General features: G+C 63.2%; 26 protein-coding genes and 1 tRNA gene. 18 read left to right on the top strand and 9 right to left on the bottom strand.

The annotated features are described in order from the left end of the window. The first annotated feature begins 4 nt into the window (after positions 1-4). Positions 5-1,594, top strand: a complete 1,590-nt coding sequence (locus FHS78_RS03350) for a recombinase family protein (RefSeq protein ID WP_246220337.1) — start codon at positions 5-7, stop codon at positions 1,592-1,594. Here the strand turns inward: FHS78_RS03350 and FHS78_RS03355 are convergent. The 3 genes from FHS78_RS03355 to FHS78_RS03365 form a co-directional block, all read right to left on the bottom strand. Then, positions 1,551-1,627 (bottom strand) — tRNA-Met (locus FHS78_RS03355). The genes FHS78_RS03350 and FHS78_RS03355 overlap by 44 nt on opposite strands. Before the next feature lie 259 nt (positions 1,628-1,886). Then, positions 1,887-2,213: a hypothetical protein gene (locus tag FHS78_RS03360; protein ID WP_167090327.1), complete on the bottom strand. Its 327-nt coding sequence runs from the start codon at positions 2,211-2,213 to the stop codon at positions 1,887-1,889. 121 nt (positions 2,214-2,334) lie between these two features. Continuing rightward, a complete protein-coding gene (locus FHS78_RS03365; protein ID WP_167090329.1) occupies positions 2,335-3,252 on the bottom strand; it encodes a LysR family transcriptional regulator in 918 nt (305 codons plus the stop codon). A gap of 118 nt (positions 3,253-3,370) precedes the next feature. Here FHS78_RS03365 and FHS78_RS03370 point away from each other — a divergent pair, with 118 nt between their 5' ends. Next, positions 3,371-3,823 (top strand): hypothetical protein, encoded by a 453-nt coding sequence (locus tag FHS78_RS03370; protein ID WP_167090331.1) that lies wholly within the window; start codon positions 3,371-3,373, stop codon positions 3,821-3,823. Continuing rightward, entirely contained in the window at positions 3,820-4,740 is a 921-nt protein-coding gene (locus FHS78_RS03375) for a sterol desaturase family protein (RefSeq protein WP_167090332.1), read from the top strand. Before FHS78_RS03370 ends, FHS78_RS03375 begins: the two co-directional genes overlap by 4 nt. Positions 4,741-4,781: 41 nt before the next feature. On the opposite strand, the gene FHS78_RS03380 is transcribed toward FHS78_RS03375, so the two are convergent. Continuing rightward, positions 4,782-5,417, bottom strand: coding sequence for a class I SAM-dependent methyltransferase (locus FHS78_RS03380; RefSeq protein ID WP_167090334.1), 636 nt, complete (start codon positions 5,415-5,417; stop codon positions 4,782-4,784). A gap of 101 nt (positions 5,418-5,518) precedes the next feature. Next, positions 5,519-6,772 carry a tRNA 2-thiouridine(34) synthase MnmA gene (mnmA, locus tag FHS78_RS03385; protein ID WP_246220329.1) on the bottom strand — a complete coding sequence of 418 codons (1,254 nt, stop codon included), beginning with the start codon at positions 6,770-6,772 and terminating at the stop codon, positions 5,519-5,521. Positions 6,773-7,013: 241 nt separating this feature from the next. Between mnmA and FHS78_RS03390 the strand changes: the two genes are divergently transcribed. The 10 genes from FHS78_RS03390 to FHS78_RS03435 all read left to right on the top strand — a co-directional run bounded on the left by FHS78_RS03390 (position 7,014) and on the right by FHS78_RS03435 (position 18,067). Next, positions 7,014-8,618, top strand: a complete 1,605-nt coding sequence (locus FHS78_RS03390; RefSeq protein WP_167090336.1) for a flagellar hook-length control protein FliK — start codon at positions 7,014-7,016, stop codon at positions 8,616-8,618. Positions 8,619-8,630: 12 nt separating this feature from the next. After that, the gene (locus tag FHS78_RS03395) at positions 8,631-9,308 is read left to right on the top strand and encodes a flagellar hook assembly protein FlgD (RefSeq protein ID WP_167090338.1); all 678 of its coding nucleotides are present in this window, start codon (positions 8,631-8,633) and stop codon (positions 9,306-9,308) included. 138 nt (positions 9,309-9,446) lie between these two features. After that, on the top strand, positions 9,447-9,722 hold the full coding sequence (sciP, locus tag FHS78_RS03400) for a CtrA inhibitor SciP (protein ID WP_167090340.1): 276 nt from the start codon (positions 9,447-9,449) through the stop codon (positions 9,720-9,722). Positions 9,723-10,017: 295 nt separating this feature from the next. Continuing rightward, positions 10,018-11,694: a flagellar basal-body MS-ring/collar protein FliF gene (fliF, locus tag FHS78_RS03405; RefSeq protein ID WP_205305176.1), complete on the top strand. Its 1,677-nt coding sequence runs from the start codon at positions 10,018-10,020 to the stop codon at positions 11,692-11,694. 12 nt (positions 11,695-11,706) lie between these two features. After that, the gene (gene fliG, locus FHS78_RS03410; protein ID WP_167090344.1) at positions 11,707-12,735 is read left to right on the top strand and encodes a flagellar motor switch protein FliG; all 1,029 of its coding nucleotides are present in this window, start codon (positions 11,707-11,709) and stop codon (positions 12,733-12,735) included. Between the two features lie 38 nt (positions 12,736-12,773). After that, positions 12,774-13,508: a FliH/SctL family protein gene (locus tag FHS78_RS03415; RefSeq protein WP_167090346.1), complete on the top strand. Its 735-nt coding sequence runs from the start codon at positions 12,774-12,776 to the stop codon at positions 13,506-13,508. Between the two features lie 24 nt (positions 13,509-13,532). Further along, a complete protein-coding gene (gene fliN / locus FHS78_RS03420) occupies positions 13,533-13,889 on the top strand; it encodes a flagellar motor switch protein FliN (protein WP_167090348.1) in 357 nt (118 codons plus the stop codon). Positions 13,890-13,945: 56 nt separating this feature from the next. Then, complete coding sequence (gene flbD / locus FHS78_RS03425; protein ID WP_167090350.1) at positions 13,946-15,313, top strand: sigma-54-dependent transcriptional regulator FlbD; 1,368 nt, start codon at positions 13,946-13,948, stop codon at positions 15,311-15,313. Between the two features lie 61 nt (positions 15,314-15,374). Then, the gene (gene flhA / locus FHS78_RS03430; protein ID WP_167090352.1) at positions 15,375-17,516 is read left to right on the top strand and encodes a flagellar biosynthesis protein FlhA; all 2,142 of its coding nucleotides are present in this window, start codon (positions 15,375-15,377) and stop codon (positions 17,514-17,516) included. A gap of 224 nt (positions 17,517-17,740) precedes the next feature. Continuing rightward, positions 17,741-18,067, top strand: a complete 327-nt coding sequence (locus tag FHS78_RS03435) for a hypothetical protein (protein WP_167090354.1) — start codon at positions 17,741-17,743, stop codon at positions 18,065-18,067. 72 nt (positions 18,068-18,139) lie between these two features. On the opposite strand, the gene FHS78_RS03440 is transcribed toward FHS78_RS03435, so the two are convergent. The 3 genes from FHS78_RS03440 to fliI all read right to left on the bottom strand — a co-directional run bounded on the left by FHS78_RS03440 (position 18,140) and on the right by fliI (position 20,462). Beyond that, positions 18,140-18,625 (bottom strand): YajQ family cyclic di-GMP-binding protein, encoded by a 486-nt coding sequence (locus FHS78_RS03440; RefSeq protein WP_167090356.1) that lies wholly within the window; start codon positions 18,623-18,625, stop codon positions 18,140-18,142. Positions 18,626-18,714: 89 nt separating this feature from the next. Continuing rightward, positions 18,715-19,125 (bottom strand): flagellar export protein FliJ, encoded by a 411-nt coding sequence (gene fliJ / locus FHS78_RS03445; protein ID WP_167090358.1) that lies wholly within the window; start codon positions 19,123-19,125, stop codon positions 18,715-18,717. Beyond that, complete coding sequence (gene fliI / locus FHS78_RS03450) at positions 19,125-20,462, bottom strand: flagellar protein export ATPase FliI (RefSeq protein ID WP_167090360.1); 1,338 nt, start codon at positions 20,460-20,462, stop codon at positions 19,125-19,127. Before fliI ends, fliJ begins: the two co-directional genes overlap by 1 nt. A gap of 337 nt (positions 20,463-20,799) precedes the next feature. Here fliI and ctrA point away from each other — a divergent pair, with 337 nt between their 5' ends. Further along, entirely contained in the window at positions 20,800-21,513 is a 714-nt protein-coding gene (gene ctrA, locus FHS78_RS03455; protein WP_167090362.1) for a response regulator transcription factor CtrA, read from the top strand. A gap of 107 nt (positions 21,514-21,620) precedes the next feature. Here the strand turns inward: ctrA and chpT are convergent, their stop codons facing one another. Then, positions 21,621-22,268, bottom strand: coding sequence for a histidine phosphotransferase ChpT (gene chpT / locus FHS78_RS03460; protein WP_167090364.1), 648 nt, complete (start codon positions 22,266-22,268; stop codon positions 21,621-21,623). Between the two features lie 257 nt (positions 22,269-22,525). Between chpT and cysQ the strand changes: the two genes are divergently transcribed. The 4 genes from cysQ (at position 22,526) to FHS78_RS03480 (ending at position 25,977) form a co-directional block, all read left to right on the top strand. Beyond that, the gene (gene cysQ / locus FHS78_RS03465; RefSeq protein ID WP_343041920.1) at positions 22,526-23,353 is read left to right on the top strand and encodes a 3'(2'),5'-bisphosphate nucleotidase CysQ; all 828 of its coding nucleotides are present in this window, start codon (positions 22,526-22,528) and stop codon (positions 23,351-23,353) included. A 499-nt stretch (positions 23,354-23,852) separates the two neighbouring features. After that, positions 23,853-24,503, top strand: coding sequence for a DUF1134 domain-containing protein (locus FHS78_RS03470; protein ID WP_167090366.1), 651 nt, complete (start codon positions 23,853-23,855; stop codon positions 24,501-24,503). 108 nt (positions 24,504-24,611) lie between these two features. Beyond that, positions 24,612-25,493 (top strand): hypothetical protein, encoded by an 882-nt coding sequence (locus FHS78_RS03475; protein WP_167090368.1) that lies wholly within the window; start codon positions 24,612-24,614, stop codon positions 25,491-25,493. Positions 25,494-25,569: 76 nt separating this feature from the next. Further along, positions 25,570-25,977 carry an MAPEG family protein gene (locus tag FHS78_RS03480; RefSeq protein WP_167090370.1) on the top strand — a complete coding sequence of 136 codons (408 nt, stop codon included), beginning with the start codon at positions 25,570-25,572 and terminating at the stop codon, positions 25,975-25,977. Positions 25,978-26,068: the final 91 nt, after the last annotated feature.

Below are 26,068 nucleotides of genomic sequence, written 5' to 3' on the forward strand. Positions count from 1 at the left end.
CGAGATGCAGCAGGAATCCTCCATCGAGGATCAGGTATCCCTCTGCCGCGCCCATGCCCGGCGCGACGGGCATGACGTCGTTGCCGTCTACAGCGATCGCGCGCGCTCCGGCGGGTCCATGTTCGGCCGCGACGGGTTGATGGACATGATGGAGGCGGCCAAGGCCGGACGGTTCGATGTCCTCGTCGTGGAATCGCTGGACCGCCTCTCCCGCGACATGGAGGATCTGGCCGGGCTCTACAAGCGCCTGGGCTTCATGGGGATCGATATTTCCGCCGTGCATGAAGGCGTGGCCAATACGGTCACCATCGGCCTGCGCGGGCTTGTGGGGCAGCTCTACCGGGAAGACAACGCCAAGAAAATCAGGCGCGGCATGTCCGGCGTCGTGCGCGGCGGCCGCCACGCAGGCGGGCGCGCCTATGGCTATCGCGCCGTGGCAGGCGCGCCCGGAGAACTGGAAATCGACGAAGCCGAAGCCGCCATCGTGCGGCGCATCTTTGCCGAATATGCCGCGGGCCGCGTTCCGCGCGAGATCGCAGGCGATTTGAACCGCGAGGGCATCGCCCCGCCGCGCGGGCGGCAATGGAACGCCTCCACCATCAACGGCAATGCCAGGCGCGGCAGCGGCATCGTCTTCAACGAGCTTTATGTCGGCCGCATCGTCTGGAACAAGGTCCGCATGGTCCGCCACCCGGATACGGGCCGGAAGATTTCCCGCCCCAACCCGAAAGATCAGTGGGAGTCGGCCGCCGCGCCGCATCTTCGCATCGTCGATGATGAAACCTGGGCGAAGGTCCACGAACTCAAAAGCGGGCGTGGCGGCGAGCATGTCAAAAGGGGGCGACGGGGAAGCTATCTCCTTTCCGGCCTGCTGAAATGCGGATGCTGTGGCAGCGGGCTTTCTATCCACGACTATGACAAGACAGGCAAGGCCCGTGTGCGATGTTCAGCCGTCAGGGAGAGTGGGGCCTGCTCCAACCGGCGCATCCTCTATCTGCGCGACGTGGAAGCTGCGGTGCTGGACGGCATGCGCGCCCAGCTTCGCGATCCGCGCCTGATCGAGATTTATGTGCGGAAATACAATGAAGAGCGCCGCCGCCTCGCATCGGGCCGCGCCCAGCGCAGGATGAAGATGGAGGTCCGGCTGGGAGAAATCGCCCGCGAGATCGACCGGCTTGTGACAGCGATCGCGAAAGGCGAAATGCCGGGCGCCGTGGCAGGGCCGATGACGGCGAAGCTCGATGCGGAAAAGCAGGAACTGGAAGAGCAGCTGGGGGGCATGGAGGCCGCACCGAAGGTGGTCTCGATTCATCCCGCGACCATCGACCAGTACCTCGCCACCGTGGACCGGCTGGCGGAAACGCTGACCGATCACGCCACTGCGAAGGAAGACAGAGGCCCGCTGATCGCCGATATGCGAAGCCTCATCCACACCGTCACCGTGCATCCGGACGGTCCGAAAGGCCCGTTCGACGTGGAAGTAAAAGGAAAGCTCGCCGCGCTCATGGAGGCCCCGGTGTTCCCGCAGGCCCGCCATAGTGGGTTTGCGGTGGTAGCGGAGGAGGGACTCGAACCCCCGACACGCGGATTATGATTCCGCTGCTCTAACCAGCTGAGCTACTCCGCCCCATGCGCCGTCGCGGCGTGGCCCGGGGAGGGCCTGATCCGGCGCTTCGGGGTGCCGCAAAGGGCCCTGTCGCGCGAGAGTTCCGGGATATAAGGGGCGTCGGCTTGCCCTGTCAAGCAGGACGGCGGCCTTCGGCGCATTGACCGCGCCGCGGAGGCAAAAACTCTTCTCAACCGCACCCGTTCACGGGAAAACGCCCCGCGCCACCGCCTTTTTCGCGATGTCGCAGGGGCGTCCCGCCCAACCATGCCCGAAGCCGTCAGCTACCGCCGTTCGAGTTGGAATTGGTGTTCGAATTCGAGTTGGAGTTCCAGTTCCCGTTGGAATTGGAATTCCAGTTGAAATTCTCGTTCCAATTGCCGTTGTCGTTCCAATTCCAGTTCCAGTTGTCGCCTCCATACCAGCCACCGCCACCGCTGTCGCAGGCCGCCGCCGGGCTGGCCATCAGAAAGGCGGAAAGCACGAAGGCCGCGCTGCCGGTAACCGCCGTGCCGGCCGTCCCGGCCGCCAGCCAGCGATCGAAGCGCGTCAGGCTGCTGAACCAGCGAAACGCCGGCAGGACCAGTTTCAGGAAAAGCTGTTTCATCTGTTCAACTCCGCAACAATGACAGACCGCCCCATGTCCCATTTTGGATCATCGAGGCGCCGTTCGCAGGGAAAGCTGCGATTTGGGTAGAAAAGGAGCAAGCGCCGTGCCGCGCGGAGAGCTAGCGGCCGCGCCAGCCTCTTTCGCGCGCGATCTCCACGATTTCCGCGCGCAGACGGCCTGCCGCGGGCAGAAGGCTCCGGTCCCGCCGGCGCAGGATGGCGTAACGGGTTTCGACCTCGAAGGGATATTCCACCAGCGTCACCCCGCCCCGCTCCACTGCGCGCTCGCCGATGGACCGCGCGGCCCCGGTCAGAATGTCGGTTCGGCGCGAAAGCTCCAGACAGGCCGAAACGCTTTCGAGCCGCAGCTGCGGAATTCCCCTACGCTTCATCTCCACCGCGAAATCGCCCGGAAAGTGCCGGTAATCGTCTTCGGCGAAATGCGCCGCCGCCCAGGGATAGTCGAGATAGGCTTCCGAAGGCGCACCGGCCTGCACCAGCGGGTGCCCCTCCCGTGCCACGATGACGGACGGCTCCGCGCCGAGCTGTTCGATCAGTACATCCTCCTCGAAATGCACCGGCTCGAAGGCGATCCAGCCCAGCACGGCAAAATCGATCTCGCGCGCCATCAGCGCCCCGATCAGGTCCGGCTGAAGCGCGCTCTCCATCGCCACGCGCACGGTCGGATTGGCCGGCGCAAACCGGGCCAGCGCATCGATAACCAGCGACTCCGCCGGCTGGGGCGAGGCGCCGATGCGCAGATCGCCCTCGATGCCGCCCTTGAGAGCGCGGGCCTCGGCCTCGAAATCCCCCATCCCGCGCAGTAGCTCGCGGGCCCGCGCGGCCAGGCGTTCTCCCGCTGAGGTGGGCACCACCTGCCGCGTCGTCCGGTCGAAAAGGCTAAGCCCCGTATCGGCCTCCAGCCTTTGCAGGCTCTTGGTCAGCGCCGAATGGGTAAGCCCCTGCTCTTCCGCGGCAAGCCGGAAAGAGCGCAGCCTGTAAAGCGCATCGAAATGGCGAATCTGGCGTATATCCATGAAAATCGGCCTTCCGGCGGGCGGGCTGCTCACCAATTAGGTCTTATAATTCACTTATTATGTCATTTTACTGAATTATTATCACCCGCTAGAAAAGCAAACGGAAAATGGAACGCCCATGCCGCTTCCCGTCTTCATCGCCGTCGGCCTGACGGCCTGCGCGGGTATCGCCGCCTATGCGCATTGGCTCGGCCGCTCCGCCCGCCGGAGCCTCGTCGATGAAAGCGAAGCGCTGCGTCTCTTTCAGGCCGCCTGCCCGGACCTGCCGGCGCGCGAGGCCCGCCTGGCCACTGACCGGCACGCCGCCCTCGTCACGCTCGAAAACGGCGATGCGGGGCTTCTTTATGCAATGGGCAGCAAATGGATAGCGCGCGACCTGCCGGCGGGCAGCGTGAAGACGCTGAAGCGCCTTTCCGACAACCGCCTGCGCCTGATCCTGGCCGACTACACCATGCCCCGGCTCACCGTCGCGCTCGCCAATGAAAGTGAATGCGAGCGCTGGATCGAGGCGATGGAAAGCACCACCTGCCCGCCCGAACACGCGGCGACGGGGCGGGAGGCAAGAGCATGAACTTCCTCGGCCCGCTTCTCGACCCCGCGACGCTGCCGGACCCCACACAGGTGGCAACCCCTCTCTTCATCGTCCTTGTACTGATCGAACTCACTCTGGTGCACCGACGGCGCCTGAAAGGCGACTACGAGACGCGCGATACGTTGACCAGTCTCATTATGGGCACGGGTAGCGTATTGGGTGGCGTGTTGCTGGGCGGGCTCGGCTATCTCTGCCTCCTCGGTGCCTATGACATGCGTCTTGCGACCATCCCGACGACGCCACTCAGCCTTTTCCTGCTCTTTCTGCTGGACGATATGCGCTTTTACTGGGGGCATCGCTTCAGCCACCGCATTCGCTGGTTCTGGGCCGATCATGTGATCCATCATTCCAGCCAGCACTACAATCTCTCCACCGCGCTGCGTCAGCCCTGGCTCAGCGGTATCAGCGGCATGTTCCTGTTGCAGACGCCTCTCGCCCTGATCGGCTTTCACCCCGGTGCGCTGGCTTTTGTCGGCGCGCTGAACCTCGTCTATCAGTTCTGGATCCATACCGAAGCCGTGGGCCGCTTCCCGCGCTGGTTCGAGGCGGTATTCAACACGCCGTCGCATCATCGCGTTCACCATGCGCGCAACCCGAAATATCTCGATGCGAATTATGCGGGCACGCTGATCGTCTGGGACAGGCTGTTCGGCAGCTTCGTCCCGGAAGACGACGCAGAGCCCGCCGAATACGGCCTGGTGAAAAACCTTGGCACGTTCAACCCCTTGCGCGTCGCCACGCATGAATATGTCGGTATTCTGAAAGACATCGCACAGCGCGGCCTTACGCTGCGCCAGCGCCTATCCTATTTCGTCGCGCCACCCGGCTGGTCGCATGACGGCAGCCGCATGACATCGGACGAACTGAAACGCCGCGATGAAGAACGAAAACAATAGAGCGGGAAGATAGCCGTCCGCGCGGCGGACTGATCCGCCTCTTATTCCGGCTTGCGGAAACGGAGCATGGTGAAGAGCTTCATCGGATTGATCGCCCGCGTCTCCACCAGTTCCAGATCGGTGATGCTGTCGATGGTCTCGATCCGGAAATCAGGATGCCAGCCCAGCGCCCGCGCCGCCGGCGCCATCCAGCGTTCCACCCGTCCGCGCACGCCGTGATCCTGTGCGAAGTGATTGACGATGACGACTTCGCCGCCCGGCGCGCAAACGCGCTCGAGCTCTTTCATCACCTTGACCGGATCGGGCACGACCGTCATCACATACATGGCGACGACCGTTTCATAAGAACCGTCCTCGAAACGGAGATCGCTCGCATCCATTTCGTAAAGGCCGAGGACATTGGCAAGGCCCTTGTCCTTCACCCGCTCGCGCGCCTTTTTGAGCATGTCCGGCGACAGGTCGATGCCGGTCACACGCAGATGCGGTGCATAGCGCGGCAGCGCCACGCCCGTCCCCACGCCCACTTCCAGCAGCGTGCCCTCGCGACGATTGATGATGTCGATGGCCGATTTGCGTCCGGCAGCCGCGATATGCGCGAAAGAGAAGTCATAGACAGGCGCCCACCGCGCATAGGCCTTGATAACCGATTGCTCGTCGATGCGGGCGGCTCCGTTCACTTTACTTTCTCCTTGATACCTGCCGGTCGTTCGGCGTCCATCATTTAGGACCCGATTACGGCGGAATTGAGCCAATATGACACTATTGTCTCAATGGCAATCTACCTTGCGGCCGCGGTTTGCGCCATGTTTTCCGCAACCTGCAATGTTTCGAGTACCGGATTGACCGCTTTCGCAATCCACCCGCCGCCCAACACCCGGCTGCCTTCATCTTCCATGCCATAGAAAACGCAAGCCTGACCGGGCGACACGCCCTCTTCGCCCTCTGCGAGCTCGACCTCTACCGCGCCGCCCTTGAGAAAGAAGCGCGCCGGCACGGGCGGCCGGGTGGACCGCACCTTGGCGAGCACATCCAGGCCCGCCGCCGGCAGGTCGGCCAGCGGCAGATCGCCCAGCCAGTTCACCTCGCGCAGGGTCAGCCGGCGCGTCAGCAATGCCTCGCGCGGGCCGACAATGACGCGGCTGCGGGCCGGGTCGAGCCCGACCACGAAAAGCGGCTCCGTATTGGGCTCCGCCGCACCGATGCCGAGCCCCCGGCGCTGCCCGACGGTAAACCGCGTAATCCCTTCATGACGGCCCAGTACGCGCCCGTCCAGATGGACGATCTCGCCTGCCATGGCAGCGTTCGGGCGAAGCCGGTCGACGATGGTCGTATAGCGCCCCGTGGGCACGAAGCAGATGTCCTGGCTGTCCGGCTTCGCCGCCACATGCAGTCCCATGCGCTCGGCAATCGCCCGTGCCTCCGGCTTGGTCAGGTCGCCCAGCGGAAACCGCAGATAATCGAGCTGGTCCTGTGTGGTGGTGAAAAGGAAATAGCTCTGGTCGCGATCGTCGTCGCGGGGCCGGTGCAGCTCGCGATGTCCGTTCGCACCCGGCTTCGTCGCAATATAATGTCCAGTAGCCAGCGCCGCCGCGCCCAGATCGCGCGCCGTTTCCAGCAGATCGCGAAACTTCACCCGCTCATTGCAACGGATGCAGGGGATCGGGGTCTCGCCCGCCGCGTAGGAATCGGCGAAATCCTCGATCACCGCCTCGCGGAACCGGTCTTCATAGTCGAGCACATAGTGCGGAATGCCGATCTGCTCGGCCACACGGCGGGCATCGTGAATGTCCTGCCCTGCGCAGCAGGCGCCCTTCTTCTGCACCGCCTGCCCATGATCGTAGAGCTGCATGGTGATGCCCACCACGTCATAGCCCTGCTCGGCGAGCAACGCAGCCGTGACGGAGCTGTCCACCCCGCCCGACATGGCAACGACCACCCGCGTCTCCTCCGGCCGCCCGGGGAGATCGAGGCTGTTCAAACCCGTGTTTTCGTCGAAACTCGCGCGCATCGCACTATCCAGCTCGCGCACCATGCGCGGCCGTCCAAATCAAAAGGCGGCAAAAACTGCCGCCACCCGGCAGAAATATCGGTGCAGCGGCCTCTCCCGTCAACAGGCCAGACTGCACGCCGATGTCGAAGCCTTTGTAAATTCAACATATTTTCTGAACCGCCGCGACAAATGGCGCTGGCCCGGCCCTTGCTACCTAACCGGCGCGGAGGGCTCTCATGCCGTCTCCGCTCCGTAATCGGTAATATGACGGGACCGGCAGGCCATGGATTATTCATCTTCTTCCGCGAACTCCTCCGCGAACCGTAGCGGCGCGACCGGCGAGGCGCTTTCCCTGCGCCCCGGTGCCCTGCGCGTGGCGGCAAAGCCGCCGAGCGGCGCGGAAATCTTCGCCGAACATCTGGCCCGCGTCGCAAAGGACCGCGCACGCGCCGACGATGCCCATGCCATGACGCCCGGCCAGCGCAGGGAGCACGACACCGCCCGGGCCCGCCGGGAGGAAGCCGAGGAAAACCGCGCCCAACAGGCAAGCCACAAGAAGGACAGCGACCGCACCGATAAGCCCGCGGGCCCCGGCGATCCCGAGGCCGGTCCTCGGGACGCCTCCGCGCCCGCCGATGGCGGTGTCGCGGACACCAGGGCCGATACCGCCGACGCGACCCAATCGGATGGCGACGGCGATAAGGCGGCGTCTGCCGAACAGACCGAAACCCAATCCCGCGACAACGCTCAGAAGGCCGAGGACGAAAACGGCAAACAGGACGATAGCGCCGCGCAGGCCGCCGCCGTCGAAACCAAGGCCCCGCTTGAGAAGACGAAGGCGACAAAGGGCGACACGGCGGAGAAAGCCGTGGCCGGCGACGGCAAAGCTGCCGCGCCCCTGACCCCGGAAGAAAAGAAAGCCGCCTTGCAGGCCGCCGGCAAGGCGGGTTCCGCCGATGCAACGCCGCAAAAGGGCGATACCGCGGGCGACAAGGCCGCCAGTGCTCCGGCAGACGACAAGACGGCGGACAGCAAGCCCGCCGACAAAACCGCCGCTCAGCCCCTCGCCAATGCCGAAACGCAGGCAAACGCCAAATCCGCGGCGGGCGACAGCGGGGACGAACCGGCCGTGTCGGCAAAGGACAAAAAGGGTCTCGGCCACGAGGCGGCCCAGAAACTTGCCGACGCCAAGAGCGACGCGACCAAGGGCGACGCCGCCAGGAACCAGCCGACGGCCAATGCCGCCGCGCCCGGACAGGCCGGTCCCGACCATGCCAAAGCGGCGGCTTCCGCCAAGGGCCAGCCTGCCGCTGCCGCGCCGCAGCCGGCGCAGGGAACGCCCTCCAACGGCGCTCCGGCGAACAACGACCTCGTTACAGGCGTCCCCGCGCAGGCGGCGCGCGGCAACGGTTCCTCGCCCACCATGCGCATCGGCACCCTGCCCGGCCAGACCCAGCCGACGCAGCTTCCCGCCTCCGCGCTCGCCATCCAGATGGCCCGCAACCTCAACAAAGGCGTGGACCGCTTTGAAATCCGCCTCGACCCGCCCGAAATGGGCCGGATCGACGTGAAGATGGAAGTCCATAAGGACGGCCACGTCTCGGCCCACATGATGGCCGACAAGCAGGACACTCTCGATCTCCTGCAGCGCGATCAGCGCGCGCTCCAGCAGGCGTTGCAAAATGCCGGTCTCGACACCGACAACAGCTCCCTGAGCTTCTCCCTGCGCGACCAGAACCCTGATAGCGGCGGCGCCTTTGCCGACAATAACGGCAATGGCGGAACCGCCGGCGGCATCGACGACGACGCCGACGCCGCGGACCTCGCCCAGGCGTCCGTCTACAACGTCAATATCGCCGCCAATGGCGGCGTGGACATCCGCATCTAAGGATCCGTTCCCATGGATATCGCAACGCTCAGCTCGCTTCAGTCCTCGACCAATGCGCAGTCGAGTTCCGCCTCGGCGGCGCTTAACGCGAATTTCGACGCATTTCTGCAGATGCTGATCACGCAGATGAAAAACCAGGACCCCACCAATCCGATGGACAGCAACCAGTTCACCCAGCAACTGGTGCAGATGTCGAGCGTGGAACAGCAGATCCAGACCAACAGGAACCTGGAAACCCTCATCACCACCAACTCGATCGCGAATGCGAATACCGCCGTGTCGTTGCTCGGCAAGCAGGTGGAAGGATCCGGCACGGCGTCGCTGCTGAAGAATGGCCAGGCGGACTGGACCTTCGATCTCGCCGCCGATGCGCCGAGCACCACCGTTTCGGTGGTGAACTCGGAAGGTGCCACCGTCTATAGCGAGGATATGGAGGGTGAGGAGGGGTCCAACACCTTCGCATGGGACGGCACGGGAAGCGACGGCTCTGCCTATCCGGACGGCTCCTATTTCCTGAAAGTGACGGCCAAGGATTCCGAGGGCAATGCCGTGGCGGCCGATACGCGGACCAAGGGCATCGTCACCGCGATCGACATGAGCACCACCGATCCGCTGCTGACGATCAACGGCGCCCAGATCAGATATTCCGAGATCACCGGCATTGCCGAGCCGGAAGCGAGCGGAAGTTAAGAATTCACTTGCATCCTGTCCCGCCTTGAAACAACTAACTCCTTGATTTTGAGGATTTTTCTCTCTCGGGTTTAGGCGTTTTTTAAAGCCGCGTCGCTATTCTGTGTTCACGTTTCGAGCATGGAGATCCGGGTGACAATGAGTGAACAGCACGCAACCAAGGTGAATTACGTGATCGGCCCCGACGGGAGCCCGCTCACGATCGCCGATCTGCCGCCCCCGGACACCAAGCGCTGGGTCATTCGACGCAAGGCCGAAGTCGTGGCGGCGGTACGTGGCGGCCTCATCAGTCTCGACGAGGCCTGCCGGCGCTATACGCTGACGGTCGAGGAATTTCTGAGCTGGCAGCGCTCCATCGAGCGACACGGTCTCGCCGGCCTGCGCGCAACCCGCATTCAGCAATACAGGCAGTAAGCTTTCCGTACAGCGTACTTGCTGCTGCGAAGCGCCGGCGATCATCCGCCGGCGCTTTTTTCGTGCGTTTGTTCCCCGCCCGGCAAATTTTGCCGTGTGCGTTAAGCATCTGTTTAGAGGGCGCCCGGTAAAAATTGCCTACCGACAAGGGCAGACCGCGCCTGGGCAACGAGTTGGGCAACTCGGGGGTGCGGACTGAAGGGCGCAAAGGAATTGCGGTCCGTCTTGTGTCTGGCGAAGGAGGGCTTCCCGAGAATTGTGGAAGAGTTCCGGATGCTGACAAATGGGGTGGGTTTTGAGCAATCTCCAGAATCTCGTGAAGTCCCTGGGACCGGCGCGTCTTGCCGCCCTCGGTTTGGTAGGCGCAATTCTGCTCGGCTTCTTCGCCGTGATTGCCCTCAACTATTCCGGCGAACCCAAAGCGCTTCTCTTTTCCGACGTCAATGTCGCCGACGCCTCCAAGATGGTCGAAGCCCTCGACCAGATGAAGGTCGACTACACGCTGAAGGGCGACGGCACGAAGATCTATGTCCCGGAAAGCCAGGTACTTCGCCTGCGCATGCAACTGGCCGAAAAGGGCCTGCCCGCGGGCGGCACGGTCGGTTATGAAATCTTCGACAATGCCGACGCGCTCGGTACCACCAGCTTCATTCAGAACATCAATCACCTGCGCGCGCTCGAAGGCGAGCTGGCGCGCACCATCGCCTCGATCGACGGTATTTCCAGCGCGCGCGTTCATCTCGTGCTGCCGGAACGCGAACTCTTTTCCCGCGACAAGCGCGATCCGACCGCCTCCATCGTCCTGAAACTCGCGACCCGCGCCCTCTCCTCCCAGCAGGTGAAGTCGATCCAGTATCTGGTTTCCTCCGCCGTGGAAGGTCTGACACCCGGTCATGTCTCCATCGTCGATGAGCGCGGCGCCCTGCTCGCGACCGGGATGGGCGATGACGGGCAGGCCATGATCACCGCCACTGCGGAAGAGCGCCGCATCGCCTATGAACGCCGGTTGCGCGGCCATGTCGAAAACATTGTCGGCCGCGTGGTCGGCGCCGGCGGCGCCCGTGTGGAAGTCGCCGCGCAGATGGACATGACGCGCGTGGTCAAGACATCCGACCTCTACGACCCCGAGGGCCAGGTCATTCGCTCCACCCAGACGGTGGAAGACAGCTCCTCCAGCCAGAACGGCAAGCAGAATGACGGCGTCACAGTGGGCAACAACCTGCCGAACGCCAACCAGGCGGGTGCCGGCAACGGCACCACCTCGCGCGACGCCGCGAACCGCACCGAGGAAACCGTCAATTACGAGATTTCACGGACCCAACGCACCGAAACGAAAGAGCCCGGTCGCGTGGAGCGCGTCTCCGTCGCCGTCCTGGTCGACGGCATCTATACGACCGCCGCCGACGGCTCGAAGACCTATCAGCCGCGTTCCCAGGAAGAGCTGACGAAAATCGCCGCGCTGGTGAAATCCGCCATCGGCTTCGACGAGAAGCGCGGCGACAAGGTCGAGGTCGTGAACCTGCAATTCGCTGCACCGGAAACGTCCGGCACCGCGTCCACCACCGAGGCGGCACCCGAAAGCGGCATGCTGGGACTGGGCAAAGGCGACTTCATGCGTATCGGCGAGATGGCAATGATCGCATTGCTGGCCCTGGTCGCCATGTTCTTCGTACTGCGTCCGCTGATCGCGCGCCTGGGATTTGTGAAGGCCGCACCCTCCTCCGCCGACGCACAGCTTGCGCTGGCCGACGGCACGGAAGCGCCGGTCGCCGCCATTGCGGGCCCGGACGACGAAGACGCGAGCGCCGCGCTCGAGAGCAGCGAACACCTGACCGAAGACATGATGATCGACATTGCCCAGGTCGCGGGCAAGGTCAAGCAATCCTCCGTGCGCAAGATCGGCGAGCTGGTGAACAGCCACCCCGATGAATCGCTCTCGATCCTGCGCACCTGGCTGCACGAACCCGCTTGAGGAGTAGGCTGAATGGCCACGACCGTCGCAAAGATAAAGGAAGACAAGCAGCTGACCGGCCCCCAGAAGGCGGCGATCTTCATGCTTGCCCTGGGCGCTGAAGACGCAGCCTCATTGTGGGAGATGTTCGACGACGATGAAATTCGCGAACTCTCCACGACCATGGCTACGCTGGGCACGATCCAGGCCACCAATGTCGAGAAACTGCTTGTCGAATTCGCTTCCAAGATTTCCGGCACGGGCGCGCTGGTGGGCTCGTATGAATCGACCGAACGCCTGTTGCTGAAATTCCTGCCGGAAGATCGCGTCACCAACGTCATGGACGAAATCCGCGGTCCGGCCGGGCGGACCATGTGGGAGAAGCTCGGCAATGTGCATGAGACTGTGCTCGCCAGCTACCTGAAGAACGAATACCCGCAAACCGTCGCCGTCGTCCTCTCGAAAATCCGCACCGAGCATGCCGCGCGCGTGCTGACCTGCCTGCCGGAAGACTTCGCGCTCGAAGTCGTGACCCGCATGCTGCGCATGGAATCGGTGCAGAAGGAAATTCTCGACAAGGTCGAAAAGACGCTGCGTTCGGAGTTCATGTCGAACCTGTCGCGCACCAATCGCCGCGACTCGCATGAGCTGATGGCCGAGATCTTCAACAATTTCGACCGTCAGACCGAAACCCGATTCCTGGCCATGCTCGAAGAGCGCGCCGCGCCCAGCGCCGAAAAGATCAAGGCGCTGATGTTCACCTTCGAGGACCTCGGCAAGCTCGATCCGGGCGGCATTCAGACGCTCCTTCGCGCCGTGGACAAGAACAAGCTCGGCATCGCGCTCAAGGGCTCGTCCGACACGCTGCGCGATCTCTTCTTCGCCAACATGTCCGAGCGTGCCGCCAAGATCCTGCGCGAAGACATGAACCTGATGGGGCCCGTCCGCCTCAAGGATGTCGATGAAGCGCAGACCACCATGGTCAACATCGCCAAGGACCTCGCCAGCAAGGGCGAAATCATGCTGGCCACCGACAGCGAAGAAAACGAGCTGATCTACTGATCGGCAAACCGGAAACACGCACAGAGCAGCACGCGCAAATGAAACAAGCGGTCAAATTCACCTTCGACAGGCAATTCGGCGAGGCTCCGGCCGACGTTCGCCAGCCTGCCGAGGCCGCCCCGGCGGAAGCGCCCCTGCCCTCCTATGGCGAGGCGGATATCGCCGCCGCGCGCGCGGAAGGATACGCGCAAGGCCATGCCGATGGCGAGAAGGAAGCCGCCGCCCGTACCGACGGAGAGATCGCGGCCACGCTGCAAAATCTCGCCGCAAGTGCTGCGTCGCTCCTGTCTGCCCTTGAAGCGAAGACCGCCGGCCTTGAGGCCGAGGCCGTCAATCTTGCTCACGAAACGGCAAAACGCCTCGCCGGCGCGTCCATCGCCGCCCGCCCGGAAACCGAAATCGAGGCGGTGCTGCGCGAATGCTTGTCGCACCTCAACCGCGAACCGCACATTCTGCTCCGTGTCGCGCCTTCCATGGTGGATCGGTTGAAGGAAACCGTCGACCGCATGGCAATGGAACGCGGCATGAGCGGACGCATCATTCTGCTGGGCGAACCCGGCATGGCGGAAGGCAACTGTACGGTCGAATGGGCCGATGGCGGCGTCACCCGCGACTACGACGCGATGCTCGCCCGTATCGACACGACCGTTGCCCGCTACATCGAAACGATCGCCCCGGCACCCGCCGAACCGAATGCGCTCGAAATGCCCGAGCCGGACGCACCCGATGACACGCCCCGAAGCACGCCGCATGGCGATGCCCCGGGCGCCTGACGAGATTTTTGAGGAGAGAAAACCATGGCCGACCAGGATGATGAAATGTCCCTCCCCGACCTCACCCATGCCGACGAGCTTCCCGCTGTCGCGCCCGGCAAAGAGGAAGAGGACGGCGCGCCGGAACACCGCACGGCCCACGACCTCGAGGCCGTCTTCGACGTGCCGGTCAACGTCTCCGCCGTGCTCGGCAAGACGGATATCGAGGTTTCGAAATTGCTGAAGCTGGACCGCGGCTCGGTGGTCGAACTCGACCGCAAGGTCGGCGAAGCCATCGACATCTATGTCAACGATCGCCTCGTCGCGCGCGGCGAGGTCGTCCTCGTCGAGGACCGGCTGGGCGTCACCATGACCGAGATCATCAAGGGCGGCCTCGCCTGACGGCCGCATGAACTGACCGCAAACACAAGATTTCTGGAACGCCGGAGTACATCAAGATGCGCCTTCTGATTGCAGGAACCCTCAACGGCCAGCTCTCGACAGCGACCAAGATCGCCATGTCGAAGGGCGCCAAGGTGACGCATACCGATACGATCGACCAGGCGCTCGAAACGCTACGCGCCGGCCGTGGCGCCGACCTCGTCATGGTCGACGTCAAACTCGATATCGAAAATCTCATCGCACGGCTCGCCGAAGAACATATCTGCGTGCCGGTCGTCGCCTGCGGCATCGAGAACGATGCGCGCGCCGCGGTGAGTGCCATCCGCGCCGGCGCCAAGGAATACATCCCTCTGCCGCCCGACGCCGATCTCATCGCCGCCGTGCTGGCCGCCGTGTCCGATGACGGGCACGCGCTCATCTACAAGGATGAACGCATGGGCCGGGTGGTGAAGCTTGCCGACCAGGTGGCGGGCTCGGATGCCAGCATCCTGATCACGGGCGAAAGCGGAACCGGCAAGGAAGTGATGGCGCGCTACATCCATGCCCACTCGAGCCGCAAGGACAAGCCCTTCATCTCCGTTAACTGCGCGGCCATACCGGAAAACCTTCTGGAATCGGAACTCTTCGGCCACGAAAAAGGCGCCTTCACCGGCGCGGTGGCCCGCCGGATCGGTAAATTCGAGGAAGCCGACGGCGGCACGCTGCTGCTCGACGAAATCTCGGAAATGGATGTCCGCCTGCAGGCCAAGCTCCTGCGTGCGATCCAGGAACGCGAAATCGACCGCGTCGGCGGCAAGACGCCGGTCAAGGTGAATATCCGTATCGTTGCGACATCGAACCGCGATCTCGCCGCGGAAGCGCGCAACGGCAATTTCCGCGAAGACCTCTTCTATCGTCTGAATGTCGTAAACCTCCAGCTCCCGCCGCTGCGCGAGCGCCCGGCCGACATTCTGGCGCTGTCGCAGCACTTCATCGCACATTTCGCCCGGGCCAATGGCGTTGCCGAGCGCCCCTTCAGCGCGGAAGCCGAAAGCTTCCTCACCCGCCACCACTGGTCGGGCAATGTGCGCGAGCTGGAAAACACCATGCACCGGGCCGTGCTTCTCGCCACCGACGACGAGATCGGCATCGACGCCATTCGCCTGCCGGACGGCTCGCGCCTCGACGCCAGCCCGCAACAGGAAGTCGCCCAGCGCGCCGCCGAAGTGGCGGACGCAACGGCACGCTCCTTCGTCGGCAAGACGGTCGCCGAAGTGGAACAGAACCTCATTCTCGACACGCTCGACCATTGCCTGGGCAACCGGACCCATGCCGCGAATATTCTCGGCATTTCCATCCGCACCCTGCGCAACAAGCTCAAGGAATATTCCGAGCAAGGCGTTCACGTGCCCCAGCCCGGCGAACTCCGCGCCCATGCCGGCTGATACGGCCGGCCGGGATATCCAGTCCTGATTTACGAAACCCCTTTCTGAAGAAAGACCGGCAATGAGCGAAGCGAGTGCGGCCGAGGCGAAAACGGGAGGCGGGCTGGGAGCGGCCTTCAACCTGCGCGGCATAACGCCGATGGGCATCATGACGGCCATGGCCAAGCGCGGCGACCTCGCGCTCGCCCTGGGCGTGATGACCATTATCGTCGTGCTCATCCTGCCGATGCCGGCTTTCCTGCTGGATTTCTCGCTCGCCATCTCCATCACCTTCTCCGTGCTGGTGATGATGACGGCGCTTTTCATCCAGAAGCCGCTGGAATTCAGCGCCTTTCCGACCGTTCTCCTGATCGCGACCATGCTGCGGCTCGCGCTCAACCTCGCCTCCACGCGGCTCATTCTCGGCCATGGCCATGAAGGCACCTCGGCCGCCGGCCATGTCATTCAGGCCTTCGGCAGTTTCGTGATGCAGGGCAATTTCGTGATCGGCGTGATCGTCTTCTCGATCCTCGTCATCGTGAACTTCGTCGTCATCACCAAGGGCTCGGGCCGCATCGCGGAAGTGGCCGCCCGCTTCACCCTGGATGCGATGCCGGGCAAGCAGATGGCGATCGACGCCGACCTGTCCGCCGGACTGATCGACGAAAAGGAAGCGCGCCGCCGCCGCACCGATCTCGAAAACGAAAGCTCCTTCTTCGGCGCCATGGACGGCGCCTCGAAATTCGTTCGCGGCGATGCCGTGGCCGGCCTGCTCATCACCTTCATCAATGTGGTCGGCGGCATCATCGTCGGCGTCGCACAGAACGACCTGACCATGGGCGAAGCCGCCCATACCTATACATTGCTGACGGTCGGCGACGGCCTCGTCAGCCAGATCCCGGCACTCATCGTCTCCACGGCCGCGGGCCTTCTCGTCTCCAAGGCGGGTGTCGAGGGCGCAGCGGACGAGGCGCTGTTCGACCAGCTTTCCGGCTATCCGCAAGCGCTTGGCATGTCCTCCTTCGTGATGGCGACCATGTCGATCCTGCCCGGCATGCCGACCTTCCCCTTCCTGCTGCTTGCCGGCGCATCCGGCGGACTGGCCTGGTATCTCGCCAAAACGCGAAAGGAAACGGCCGCCGCCGAGGAACTCGCCGCCCAGCAGGAAGAGGAAAACAAGCCCGTCCCCGAAGAGCCGATCACCTCCGCGCTCCGCATGGACGAGCTGCGTCTCGAAATCGGCTATGCGCTGCTGCCCCTCATCAACGGCAAGGACAGCCGCAAACTTACCGACCAGATCAAGGCGCTGCGCCGCCAGATCGCACAGGATATGGGCTTCGTCATGCCCTCGGTCCGTATTCTCGACGACGTGCAGCTCGGCTCGAACGACTACGTCTTCCGTGTGAAGGAAGTCGAAGCCGGCAGCGGCGAAGTCTATGCCGGCCAGCTTCTCGTCATGGACCCGCAGGGCAGTCAGATCCAGCTACCCGGCCTCCACACGACCGAGCCCGCGTTCGGCCTGCCCGCGACCTGGGTGGACGAGGGCCTGCGCGAGGAAGCCTCCTTCCGCGGCTACACGGTTGTCGATCCGCCCACGGTGCTGACCACGCATCTGACCGAGATCATCAAGGACAACATGGCCGACCTCCTCTCCTATGGCGAGGTGCAGAAGCTGATCGACGAACTGCCGAAAGAGCACAAGAAGCTGGTGGACGATCTCGTGCCGTCCCAGATCACCGTCACCGGTATCCAGCGTGTGCTCCAGACACTGCTCACCGAGCGCATTTCCATTCGCGACCTGCCTGCGATCCTGGAAGGCATCGCCGAAGCGGTCGGCCATACGCAGAACCTGACGCTCATCACCGAGCATGTGCGTGCCCGGCTCGGACGGCAGATCTGCGCCGCCCATATGGACGACAAGGGTTTCCTGCCGCTCATCACCCTGTCGGCAAACTGGGAACAGGCTTTCGCGGACGCCCTTGTCGGCCAGGGCGAGGAAAAGCAGCTCGCCATGCAGCCGTCGCTTCTCCAGGAATTCATCCAGAACATGCGCACGAGCTTCGAGGATGCCGCGCAGGGCGGCGAGATTCCGGTCCTGCTGACAAGCCCCGGCATTCGTCCCTATGTACGCTCCATCGTGGAGAGATTTCGCCCGCAGACCTTCGTTATGTCGCAGAGCGAAATCCACCCCCGCGCCAAATTGCGGACCGTCGGCACGATCTAACCCGCGTTATGATTAACGCTGTTGCGCCGGAAAGCCCCGGTTTTCCGGCGCAATGACGTTTTTGCAACGCATGCGGACGGTCCGGCGACGAGCTTTGCGCTGGACGCTGTCCCATTTTTGGATAGGCTTGCCCCCGTCAGAGAGGTGCGCGCTGCCAGGTGGCGTCGGCGGCACCCGGTTCGCCGGGCGGGGTTTCCCGGCAGTGCATCAAGAGGGGGTATTCCATGGATACGGTACAGAACGTACTGAACACCGCGCTGGCCTGGGCGCAACAGGGCTTCGACAACGTCAATTCCATTCAGGGTCTCATCATCGCGCTCATCGCGGCGATCCTGATGACGCAATACAAGCGCATTTTCGTTTTCGCGATCGGCGCCACGCTGGTCCATGAGGCGATCAACATCGCCCGTCGCGTGCTGGCCGATGCGCCGAGCCCGCTGCCGGACTATCTCAACCCGGATGTCCTGAAACTCGTGGCGATCCGGTTCGTCGGATATCTCATCGCCATCAGCCTGATCTATCTGGTCCGCCGGCTCTTCTTCAAGCGCTGAGCGGCGCGTCCACGGAACGACAAAGGCCCGGCATCTCCCGATGCCGGGCCTTTTCACGTCCGCAAAAGACGATCAGTCGCGGAAATTCACATATTGAAGCGGCTGTTCGAGCTTCAGGCCCTTCACATGCTGGATCGCGGCCTGAAGGTCGTCGCGCTTCTTGCCCGTCACACGCAGCTCGTCGCCCTGGATGGCAACCTGCACCTTGACCCCTGAGGATTTGATCTCCTTGGCGATCTTTTTCGACAGGTCGCGGTCGATCCCCTCGCGGATAACAACCTTCTGGCGGACCGCCTGGCCCGCGGCCTTTTCCGGCGTCTTGTAGTCGAGCACGCCCGTTTCGATTCCGCGCTTGGACAGATGCCCCTGAAGGATTTCATGCATCTGCTTGAGCTTCAGATCGTCATCGGCATTGATGGTGAGTTCGTGCTCGTTCCGCTCCAGCGTACAATGCGATCCCTTGAAATCGTAGCGCTGCGAAATTTCGCGCTCCACATTGGAAACGGCATTGTCGAATTCGGCGAGGTCGGTCTTCGAGACGATATCGAAAGAAGGCATGAGGTTGGGTCCGCATCTCGTTATTCGTGAAGCGGACAGTCTAGCGCTCTTGGCTTCCGATGGAAATTCACCGCCGAAAGGCGGATCCCTCAGCTGCGGCGGTGGATCTGCAGCGCGATTTCGTCGAGCTCCGCCTGCTCCATCCGCTGGGTCTGCTTCTGGATCTTGCGTTTGCGGCTTTCTTCCATGAGCTCATACTTCTTGAGCTCGCGGAAGGCGGCGGTCAGTTCGTCCTGGGCCGCGCCGAGCTGGACTTCCAGATCGGTAATCGACTGCAGAATGTTCGCCCGGCGCTTCTGCACCGATTTGGCGAACATCGGATAGGCGAAATGCGCCTCGTCGGAAATACCCGCTTTTTCCTGTTCGTCCAGCACCTGCGCTTCCAGCTCGCGCTCCTTGTTTCGGAACTCGGTGAGCAGGAGTTCGATCTCCGCGACCTTGCGGCGGCGTTCATCGACCTGAAACTTGTGGAGCCGGATCAGAGATTCGCGGTTTCGCATTACTCATCCTCCTCCGGCGCCGCCGGATGATCCGCAAGAATTTCCGCAAGACGCCCATAGCCTTGCTCCAACGTCATGGCCTCGTCCTTGCGCTGCGACAGGAATTGATCGAGCGCCGGCTGGAAATGTATGGCCTCGTCCACCTGCGGATCGGCCCCGGGCCGGTAGGCGCCAAGCCGGATCAGCTCTTCCATGTCGTCATATGTGGCAAGCAGGTTACGGGCGCGGCGAATGAGGACATTCTCCTCCTCGCTGTTGCAGCCCGGCATGGTGCGCGACACGGATTTCAGCACATTGACCGCCGGATAGCGGCCGCGCTCGGCAATCGAGCGCTCCATCACGATATGCCCGTCGAGAATGGAACGCACCGCATCGGCCACCGGCTCATTATGGTCGTCGCCATCCACCAGCACGGTGAAAAGGCCCGTGATCGACCCCTTGCCCGTCCCGGGTCCCGCGCGCTCCAGAAGTTTCGGCAGTTCCGCGAACACGGTCGGCGTATAGCCCTTGCTGGTCGGCGGCTCGCCGGTCGCAAGCCCGATTTCGCGCTGCGCGATGGCGAAACGGGTCACGCTGTCCATCATGCAGAGCACGTCCTGATCCCGGTCGCGAAAATACTCCGCCAGCGTCAGCGTCATGAGCGCCGCCTGGCGGCGCATCAGCGCCGGCTCGTCGGAGGTCGCAACGACCACGACGGATCGCGCAAGGCCTTCCGGTCCCAGATCGTCCTCGATGAATTCCTGCACTTCGCGGCCGCGCTCGCCGATGAGGCCGATAACGGAGACGTCGCAATCGGTATTGCGCGCCAGCATCGACATCAGCACCGATTTGCCGACGCCCGAACCTGCGAAAATCCCCATGCGCTGCCCGCGGCAGCATGTGGTGAAGGTATTGAGCGCCTTCACGCCGAGATCGACCTTGCCCCGCACACGCTGGCGCAGATGGGCCGGCGGCGGCGCGTTACGGAGCGGGCACGGTTCCGCCCCCTGGGCGATGGGTCCCTTGCCGTCGATCGGCTCGCCCATGGCATTGACGACGCGGCCAAGCCAGGCGCTGGAGGGATAGACATGCGGTTCCTCGGCACACAGCTCCGCCTTGCAGCCGACGCCGATCCCCGTCAGGGGGCCAAAGGGAAGGCAAAGCGCATGATCGTCGCGAAAGCCCACCACCTCGCAGACGACCTCCTCGCCCGAGCGCGTGGCAACGCCGAGGCGGCTGCCGACGCCCATAGCATGCAGCGGCCCGGCCACCTCCACCATGAGGCCCTGAATACTCGCCACCCGGCCATAATGCCGGATACCGGGGATCGTTGAGATTTCAGCCGTCAGTGCCCGCACCTTGCCTGCTCCTGCAGAGAGCTGCCGACGAGGCGGAAAGCCCCTCCGGCCGGTTTGGAGCGCATTATCGACTGCAAGACTTTAAGACGGCGTAAACCTTGAAAAAGCCCGATGTGAGCCAAACTGAAAATCCATGTTCCATAACCTCACGGTTCATGGCAAACCCAAGGCATAATCACGGTTTTTCGGTGGCCAGAGGCCCAACTAGATAAAATTTGCAGAATTTTTTTGCTCGCGATTAACCTTTATTAACCAAATCGACTTACCTTCCCTAACATCGATTAACTGGGCCGATGGTGCCGGGTGGATGGCCGGCCTTGTCTCAAAGGGGGCACTCATGCGAGTTCTGCTCATAGAAGACGATAGCGCGACAGCGCAGAGCATTGAGTTGATGCTGAAGTCTGACGGCTTCAATGTGTATACGACCGATCTGGGGGAAGAGGGCGTCGATCTCGGCAAACTCTATGACTACGACATTATTCTTCTCGACCTGAACCTGCCCGATATGAGCGGTTACGAGGTCCTGAAGCAGCTTCGCGTCGGCAAGATCACCACCCCGATCCTGATCCTTTCCGGCCTCGCCGGGATCGAAAACAAGGTTCGCGGCCTGGGCTTCGGCGCCGACGACTACATGACCAAGCCGTTCCACAAGGACGAGCTGATCGCGCGGATTCACGCCGTGGTGCGCCGCTCCAAGGGTCATTCGCAGTCGGTCATCAATACGGGCAAGCTGACCGTCAATCTGGACACCAAGACGGTCGAGGTGGAAGGCAATCGCGTGCACCTCACCGGCAAGGAATACCAGATGCTGGAACTCCTTTCGCTGCGCAAGGGCACCACGCTCACCAAGGAGATGTTCCTGAACCATCTCTATGGCGGCATGGACGAGCCGGAGCTGAAGATCATAGACGTCTTCATCTGCAAGCTGCGCAAGAAGCTCGCGGCCTCTACCGGCGGCGACCACTATATCGAGACCGTGTGGGGACGGGGCTATGTGCTGCGGGACCCGGCGGAGAACAGCGTTCCCGCCAAAGCGACCGCAAGCGCCTGATGGGAGACCGGGGGAGATCTCCCGTCACGCAGGTTTGAGTAAGAAAGGGCGTCTCCTTAAGGGAGGCGCCCTTTTCTATCGTCCCGGCTTTGCGGAAATAACGGGGATCAGCCCCCGGGCTTCGCCTCGATCGCGAAATCCTCGCCTTCCATACGCGCCTCGATATCGAGGCCAAGCGAACGGGCCACCGCCCCGGTGAAATAGGGCTGCGCGGCGCGGGCGTCGAGAAAGCGCTCCGTGTCGGGACCGTGCAGGAAACGGGAGGTCTCGTCGGGGATGCGGGCCGTCTTCCCGCTCGAGCGCACCAGAATGGTCGGCGCCGAAATCTCGCCTTCGACCTTCACGACCACCTCGCCCCCGCGCGGTACCGCGGCCATGCCGATCAGCACCATGTTGAGCAACAGCTTCACATAGTCCTTGCCCATATTGGCCGCCGGCGCTTCCCACGCGATCCTGACGCGTTCGCCGGCCGTCATCGCCTCGATCACGGCGCGCGCATCGGCCAGATCGATCTCGGCGCCAGCGGAACCCGCCGCCCCGAAAGCCAGACGCGCGAATTGCAGCTTGGCGGAAGCCTGCGCGGCGCTGTCGGTGATGAGCTTGATCGCGTGGTCGCGCATCTCCTCATCATCGTCCTCGGCCAGGACTTCGAGCCCGTTGACGATGGCCCCTACCGGGCTGATGACGTCATGACAAACCCGGCTGCACATCAGCGCTGCCAGTTCCAGCGCCGGCACTTCGGTCATTTCACTCATTTTGCCCCGCGAGAAGTGTGGAATACCCGTTTAGCCCCGAACCGTTTTTCAGGACGCATTCGCCTGCATGAAAAACGGTTCCGTCTCATCGATGTCGAGCCGGATCGGCTCCAAGCCTTCAAAACCTGATAGCATCGCCACGCATACAAAACCAGCCCGACGCCCTTTCGTTTCGCGGAGCTATCATCGCTTGACCCTGCATCGGTCCGGTGCTGTTCTCCGGCATCTTCGAACAGCCAGCCGGAGGATTCCGCTTCGTGACCGCGTCCAGCCCTGCTCCCGCAACAGACCGAGGAACCCTCGCTCTGGAATTGCGTCGTATCGCCCTGATCGCGGGCGCCGCCATCATGCGCCACTACGCCACCGACTTCGAGGTGAAGCAGAAGGACGACAACAGTCCGGTCACAGCCGCCGATCAGGAGGCGGAGGATATCATCCTGCACGAGCTGGCGAAGATCGTGCCCGAGATTCCGGTCGTGTCGGAAGAAAAGGCCGCGGCCGGCCACATCCCGGAATTTTCCCACCGCTTCTTCCTGGTGGACCCGCTGGACGGCACCAAGGAATTCGTGAACAAGAACGGCGAATTCACGGTCAATATAGCGCTCATCGAGGATCGCGTACCGGTCGCGGGCGTCGTCTATGCGCCCGCCAAGAACAGGCTTTTTCTCGGCTATGGCCCCGGCCAGGCCTATGAGCAGGAACTCGCCCCCCATACGGAAGGGCTGATCGAGGGCGCCGCCGATCCCAGGCGCATTTCGGTGCGACGCCCCTCCGAAGAAGGCATGATCGTCGTCGCCAGCCGCACCCATCGCGACCAGAAGACGGACGAATATCTGAGCCTCTACAAGGTAAAGGAATTTCTGGCGGCCGGCTCGTCCCTGAAATTCTGCCTGGTGGCGGCAGGCGAGGCCGATATCTATCCCCGTCACGGCCGGACCATGGAATGGGACACGGCGGCCGGCCATGCGGTGCTGGCAGCCGCGGGCGGCTCCGTCACCCAGCTCGACGGCACCCCCCTTCTCTATGGCAAGACCGAACGCGGCCTCGACAATCCCTTTTTCGTCGCCAGAGGCGCCCAGGCCTGACCGCTGCCCTATACTCACGAAATCAGGGCCCGCCTCGTTTTCCGAGGCGGGCCCTTTTCGTCCGGAGCGGTGCTGTCGAGGCTGCCCCAATTCGACGGAAAGATTGCGGCCGGCGCGAGCCCGGAACTGGCCCCCCGACCGCCGGAGGCTCGCGCCGGCCCCGCCAGGCCAGTACGCAATACAGAAGGGCCCAGGCGGGAAACCGTTGCCCTTGGTAGAGCAACGCGCGTGCCAATGATTATTTGTGCCGTTATGAAACGCACATGGCGCCGCCCCGAACTGGCCGAAATTCCGTAATTGCCTTGAAAAAGACCAGCTTTCTTCACCTCGCGACCATTTGGCCCGGCTACCCACTATCCTCGACATCAGGCGCAGAAAGCCGACGCTCCGTCGCGCCGACTTTGTAAAACCTGCGTTAGAGTGCCTGAAAGAGACAGTGATTCCCGAGCGGGAACCGCCCTGGTTCGCCGGACGTCTTTAGAAAATGGGAGAAATCCGAATGGCCATCACGACACGTTCCCCCGAGACCTCGCACAAGGTTCGCACCTTGTTGAAGGGTGTCTGCATGGCGGGACTGGTTGCAGCCGCCTCCACGACCGTCTCATTGCCGGCCATGGCCGGACCGAACGACGCCAATCAGGCCCCGAAGGTCGAGAGCAAATCTCAAAAGACCTATAGCGAGCAGGAAGTCGTTGACGCGGCAGGCGATTTCTTCGGCGGCGTATCGGAAGGTCTGGCCAAGGCCGTGCACCGGGTGTTCGAGCAATATGGCCAGCCCAATGCCTTCATCAAGGGCGAGGAAGCCAGCGGCGCCTTCGTCATCGGCCTGCGCTACGGCCAGGGCGATCTCGTGATGAAGCAGGGCGGTCGGTCCAAGGTCTATTGGCAGGGACCGAGCGCGGGCTGGGATTTCGGCGGCGACGCGGTGAAGGTATTCACCCTCGTCTATGACCTACCGAATACCGACGCAATCTATCAGCGCTTCCCCGGCGTGGAAGGCAGCGCCTATCTCGTGGGCGGTGTCGGCGTGAACTACCAGCAGCGGGGCGACATCGTGCTGGCGCCCATGCGCTCGGGCATCGGGATCCGGCTGGGCGCTTCGGTGGGCTACCTGAACTACAGCCGCGAGCGCGAATGGCTGCCCTTCTGACACACCCGCGATGAAACTGTCCTGTTTGGGGACACATCGACTGGAACGGACCCCTCTTTTCTGGCAGTTTGGCGCCGCTTGTCGTCCGCCTGCCGGTAAGAGGTGTCCATGATCGAAAGCCTGATGCTTTTCGCGCTTGGCTTTCTGATAGCGACGCTGTTCGCCATCATCGCAAGTCAGTTCATATGGCGGCGTGCCGTCACCGTCACTACCCGCAATCTGGCCGGAATCGACCCGGCTGGAGAGGAGCATGATGCGCTGCGCGAGTTGCTGGACGACCGGAACGCCCGCCTGAGCGAGTTGAGTACCCGGCTTGAAAAGCTGGAAGCCAGTGAAGTCTCCGCGCCCAACGCGGACGAGACGGACGAACGACAGCATCGGGCGGAAGCGGAAGCCGCCGATGCGGCCAGGGAAGCGGAACGCCTGCGCACCCGCCTCTCGGAAATGGAGACGGAGCTTGCCCGCTCCCGGGCCGAGCGGCGGCAGGCGCAGGACGGCCAGCTCGCTGCCCTGAACCGGCGCATCGCGGATTTCGAGGCGGCACTGACGGAAGATGCCCACCGCCAGGAGCAATCCCGCGCCAGCCTGCGGAGCATCGGCGAAAGAGCGGCCCGCCTCGCCTACGACCTCAACAACATCATCGAGGAAATCGCCCCGCGCTCTGAAGCGCGAGAGGAACACCGGCAAGACTCCCCGGAAAGGTCCGGGGAAAAGCCCGGGGACGGACAGCCGGACGAAACCGGCGACGAGGATGTCGCCGACACGCTGGAAGAACTGACCGACCGGGTACAGGCCGCCTATGGCCCGGCGTCCGGGGGACCGTCCGCGGCCGCCTCCATTCCCGCCTCCGCCGGCGAGACCAAGGATGAGGGTGAGGATGACGAAGGGCTCGAAGACGAGCCCCGTGCATCCGACGAACCCGCCGGAAAACCGGGGGGTTCTCCGCTGGATGAGCGTATCCGCGCGCTTGAGGCGGGCCTGCCCCACTGATCCCGCTAAGAATCATTGCGCGGGGCACGGCCTCCTGCTCTCCTCACACGGATGAACGCCATCAGAGGGGAAAACCATGGCTTTCGCCTACCCATTGACCGGACTGGTTACGATTTTCGTTCTTGTCGTGTATTTCTGGATGGCCTTGCAGGTCGGCAGGGCCCGCCAGCGTTTCGAGGTCCCCGCCCCGCATATGGAGGGCCCGGAAGAGTTTCTCCGGGTACTGCGCGTTCAGGGGAACACCACGGAAGGGCTCGCGCTCTTCCTGCCCGCGCTCTGGCTCTTCGCGCTGACCATCGGCGACCAATGGGCCGCGCTGGTCGGCCTCTTCTACCCGCTCGGCCGCATCGTCTATGCCCGCGGCTATTACAGGGAAGCGCTGAAACGCTCCACCGGCTTCACCATCGGCATTCTTTCGACGGTGGTCCTGATCATCGGCGCACTGATCGGCCTTGCGATGACACTCGCCGGTATCGCCATATAAAGCCAAACCCCGCCCCGAAGGCGATCGGACAACACGCCAAGGCGTGCCTCGAAAACCGGGGCGCGCCTTTTGGCATTCATGTCGGATCACA

The sequence above is a fragment of the Parvibaculum indicum genome, from assembly GCF_011762095.1.
Classification (GTDB): domain Bacteria; phylum Pseudomonadota; class Alphaproteobacteria; order Parvibaculales; family Parvibaculaceae; genus Parvibaculum; species Parvibaculum indicum.

Bases quoted from the DNA above. Each gene is read 5' to 3' on its own strand.
- FHS78_RS03350 (WP_246220337.1), top strand. From the start codon at position 5: ATGCAGCAGGAATCCTCCATCGAGGATCAGGTATCCCTCTGCCGCGCC.
- FHS78_RS03360 (WP_167090327.1), bottom strand. From the start codon at position 2,213: ATGAAACAGCTTTTCCTGAAACTGGTCCTGCCGGCGTTTCGCTGGTTC.
- FHS78_RS03365 (WP_167090329.1), bottom strand. From the start codon at position 3,252: ATGGATATACGCCAGATTCGCCATTTCGATGCGCTTTACAGGCTGCGC.
- FHS78_RS03370 (WP_167090331.1), top strand. From the start codon at position 3,371: ATGCCGCTTCCCGTCTTCATCGCCGTCGGCCTGACGGCCTGCGCGGGT.
- FHS78_RS03375 (WP_167090332.1), top strand. From the start codon at position 3,820: ATGAACTTCCTCGGCCCGCTTCTCGACCCCGCGACGCTGCCGGACCCC.
- mnmA (WP_246220329.1), bottom strand. From the start codon at position 6,772: ATGGTGCGCGAGCTGGATAGTGCGATGCGCGCGAGTTTCGACGAAAAC.
- FHS78_RS03390 (WP_167090336.1), top strand. From the start codon at position 7,014: ATGGATTATTCATCTTCTTCCGCGAACTCCTCCGCGAACCGTAGCGGC.
- FHS78_RS03395 (WP_167090338.1), top strand. From the start codon at position 8,631: ATGGATATCGCAACGCTCAGCTCGCTTCAGTCCTCGACCAATGCGCAG.
- sciP (WP_167090340.1), top strand. From the start codon at position 9,447: ATGAGTGAACAGCACGCAACCAAGGTGAATTACGTGATCGGCCCCGAC.
- fliG (WP_167090344.1), top strand. From the start codon at position 11,707: ATGGCCACGACCGTCGCAAAGATAAAGGAAGACAAGCAGCTGACCGGC.
- FHS78_RS03415 (WP_167090346.1), top strand. From the start codon at position 12,774: ATGAAACAAGCGGTCAAATTCACCTTCGACAGGCAATTCGGCGAGGCT.
- fliN (WP_167090348.1), top strand. From the start codon at position 13,533: ATGGCCGACCAGGATGATGAAATGTCCCTCCCCGACCTCACCCATGCC.
- flbD (WP_167090350.1), top strand. From the start codon at position 13,946: ATGCGCCTTCTGATTGCAGGAACCCTCAACGGCCAGCTCTCGACAGCG.
- flhA (WP_167090352.1), top strand. From the start codon at position 15,375: ATGAGCGAAGCGAGTGCGGCCGAGGCGAAAACGGGAGGCGGGCTGGGA.
- FHS78_RS03435 (WP_167090354.1), top strand. From the start codon at position 17,741: ATGGATACGGTACAGAACGTACTGAACACCGCGCTGGCCTGGGCGCAA.
- FHS78_RS03440 (WP_167090356.1), bottom strand. From the start codon at position 18,625: ATGCCTTCTTTCGATATCGTCTCGAAGACCGACCTCGCCGAATTCGAC.
- fliJ (WP_167090358.1), bottom strand. From the start codon at position 19,125: ATGCGAAACCGCGAATCTCTGATCCGGCTCCACAAGTTTCAGGTCGAT.
- ctrA (WP_167090362.1), top strand. From the start codon at position 20,800: ATGCGAGTTCTGCTCATAGAAGACGATAGCGCGACAGCGCAGAGCATT.
- chpT (WP_167090364.1), bottom strand. From the start codon at position 22,268: ATGAGTGAAATGACCGAAGTGCCGGCGCTGGAACTGGCAGCGCTGATG.
- FHS78_RS03470 (WP_167090366.1), top strand. From the start codon at position 23,853: ATGGCCATCACGACACGTTCCCCCGAGACCTCGCACAAGGTTCGCACC.
- FHS78_RS03475 (WP_167090368.1), top strand. From the start codon at position 24,612: ATGATCGAAAGCCTGATGCTTTTCGCGCTTGGCTTTCTGATAGCGACG.
- FHS78_RS03480 (WP_167090370.1), top strand. From the start codon at position 25,570: ATGGCTTTCGCCTACCCATTGACCGGACTGGTTACGATTTTCGTTCTT.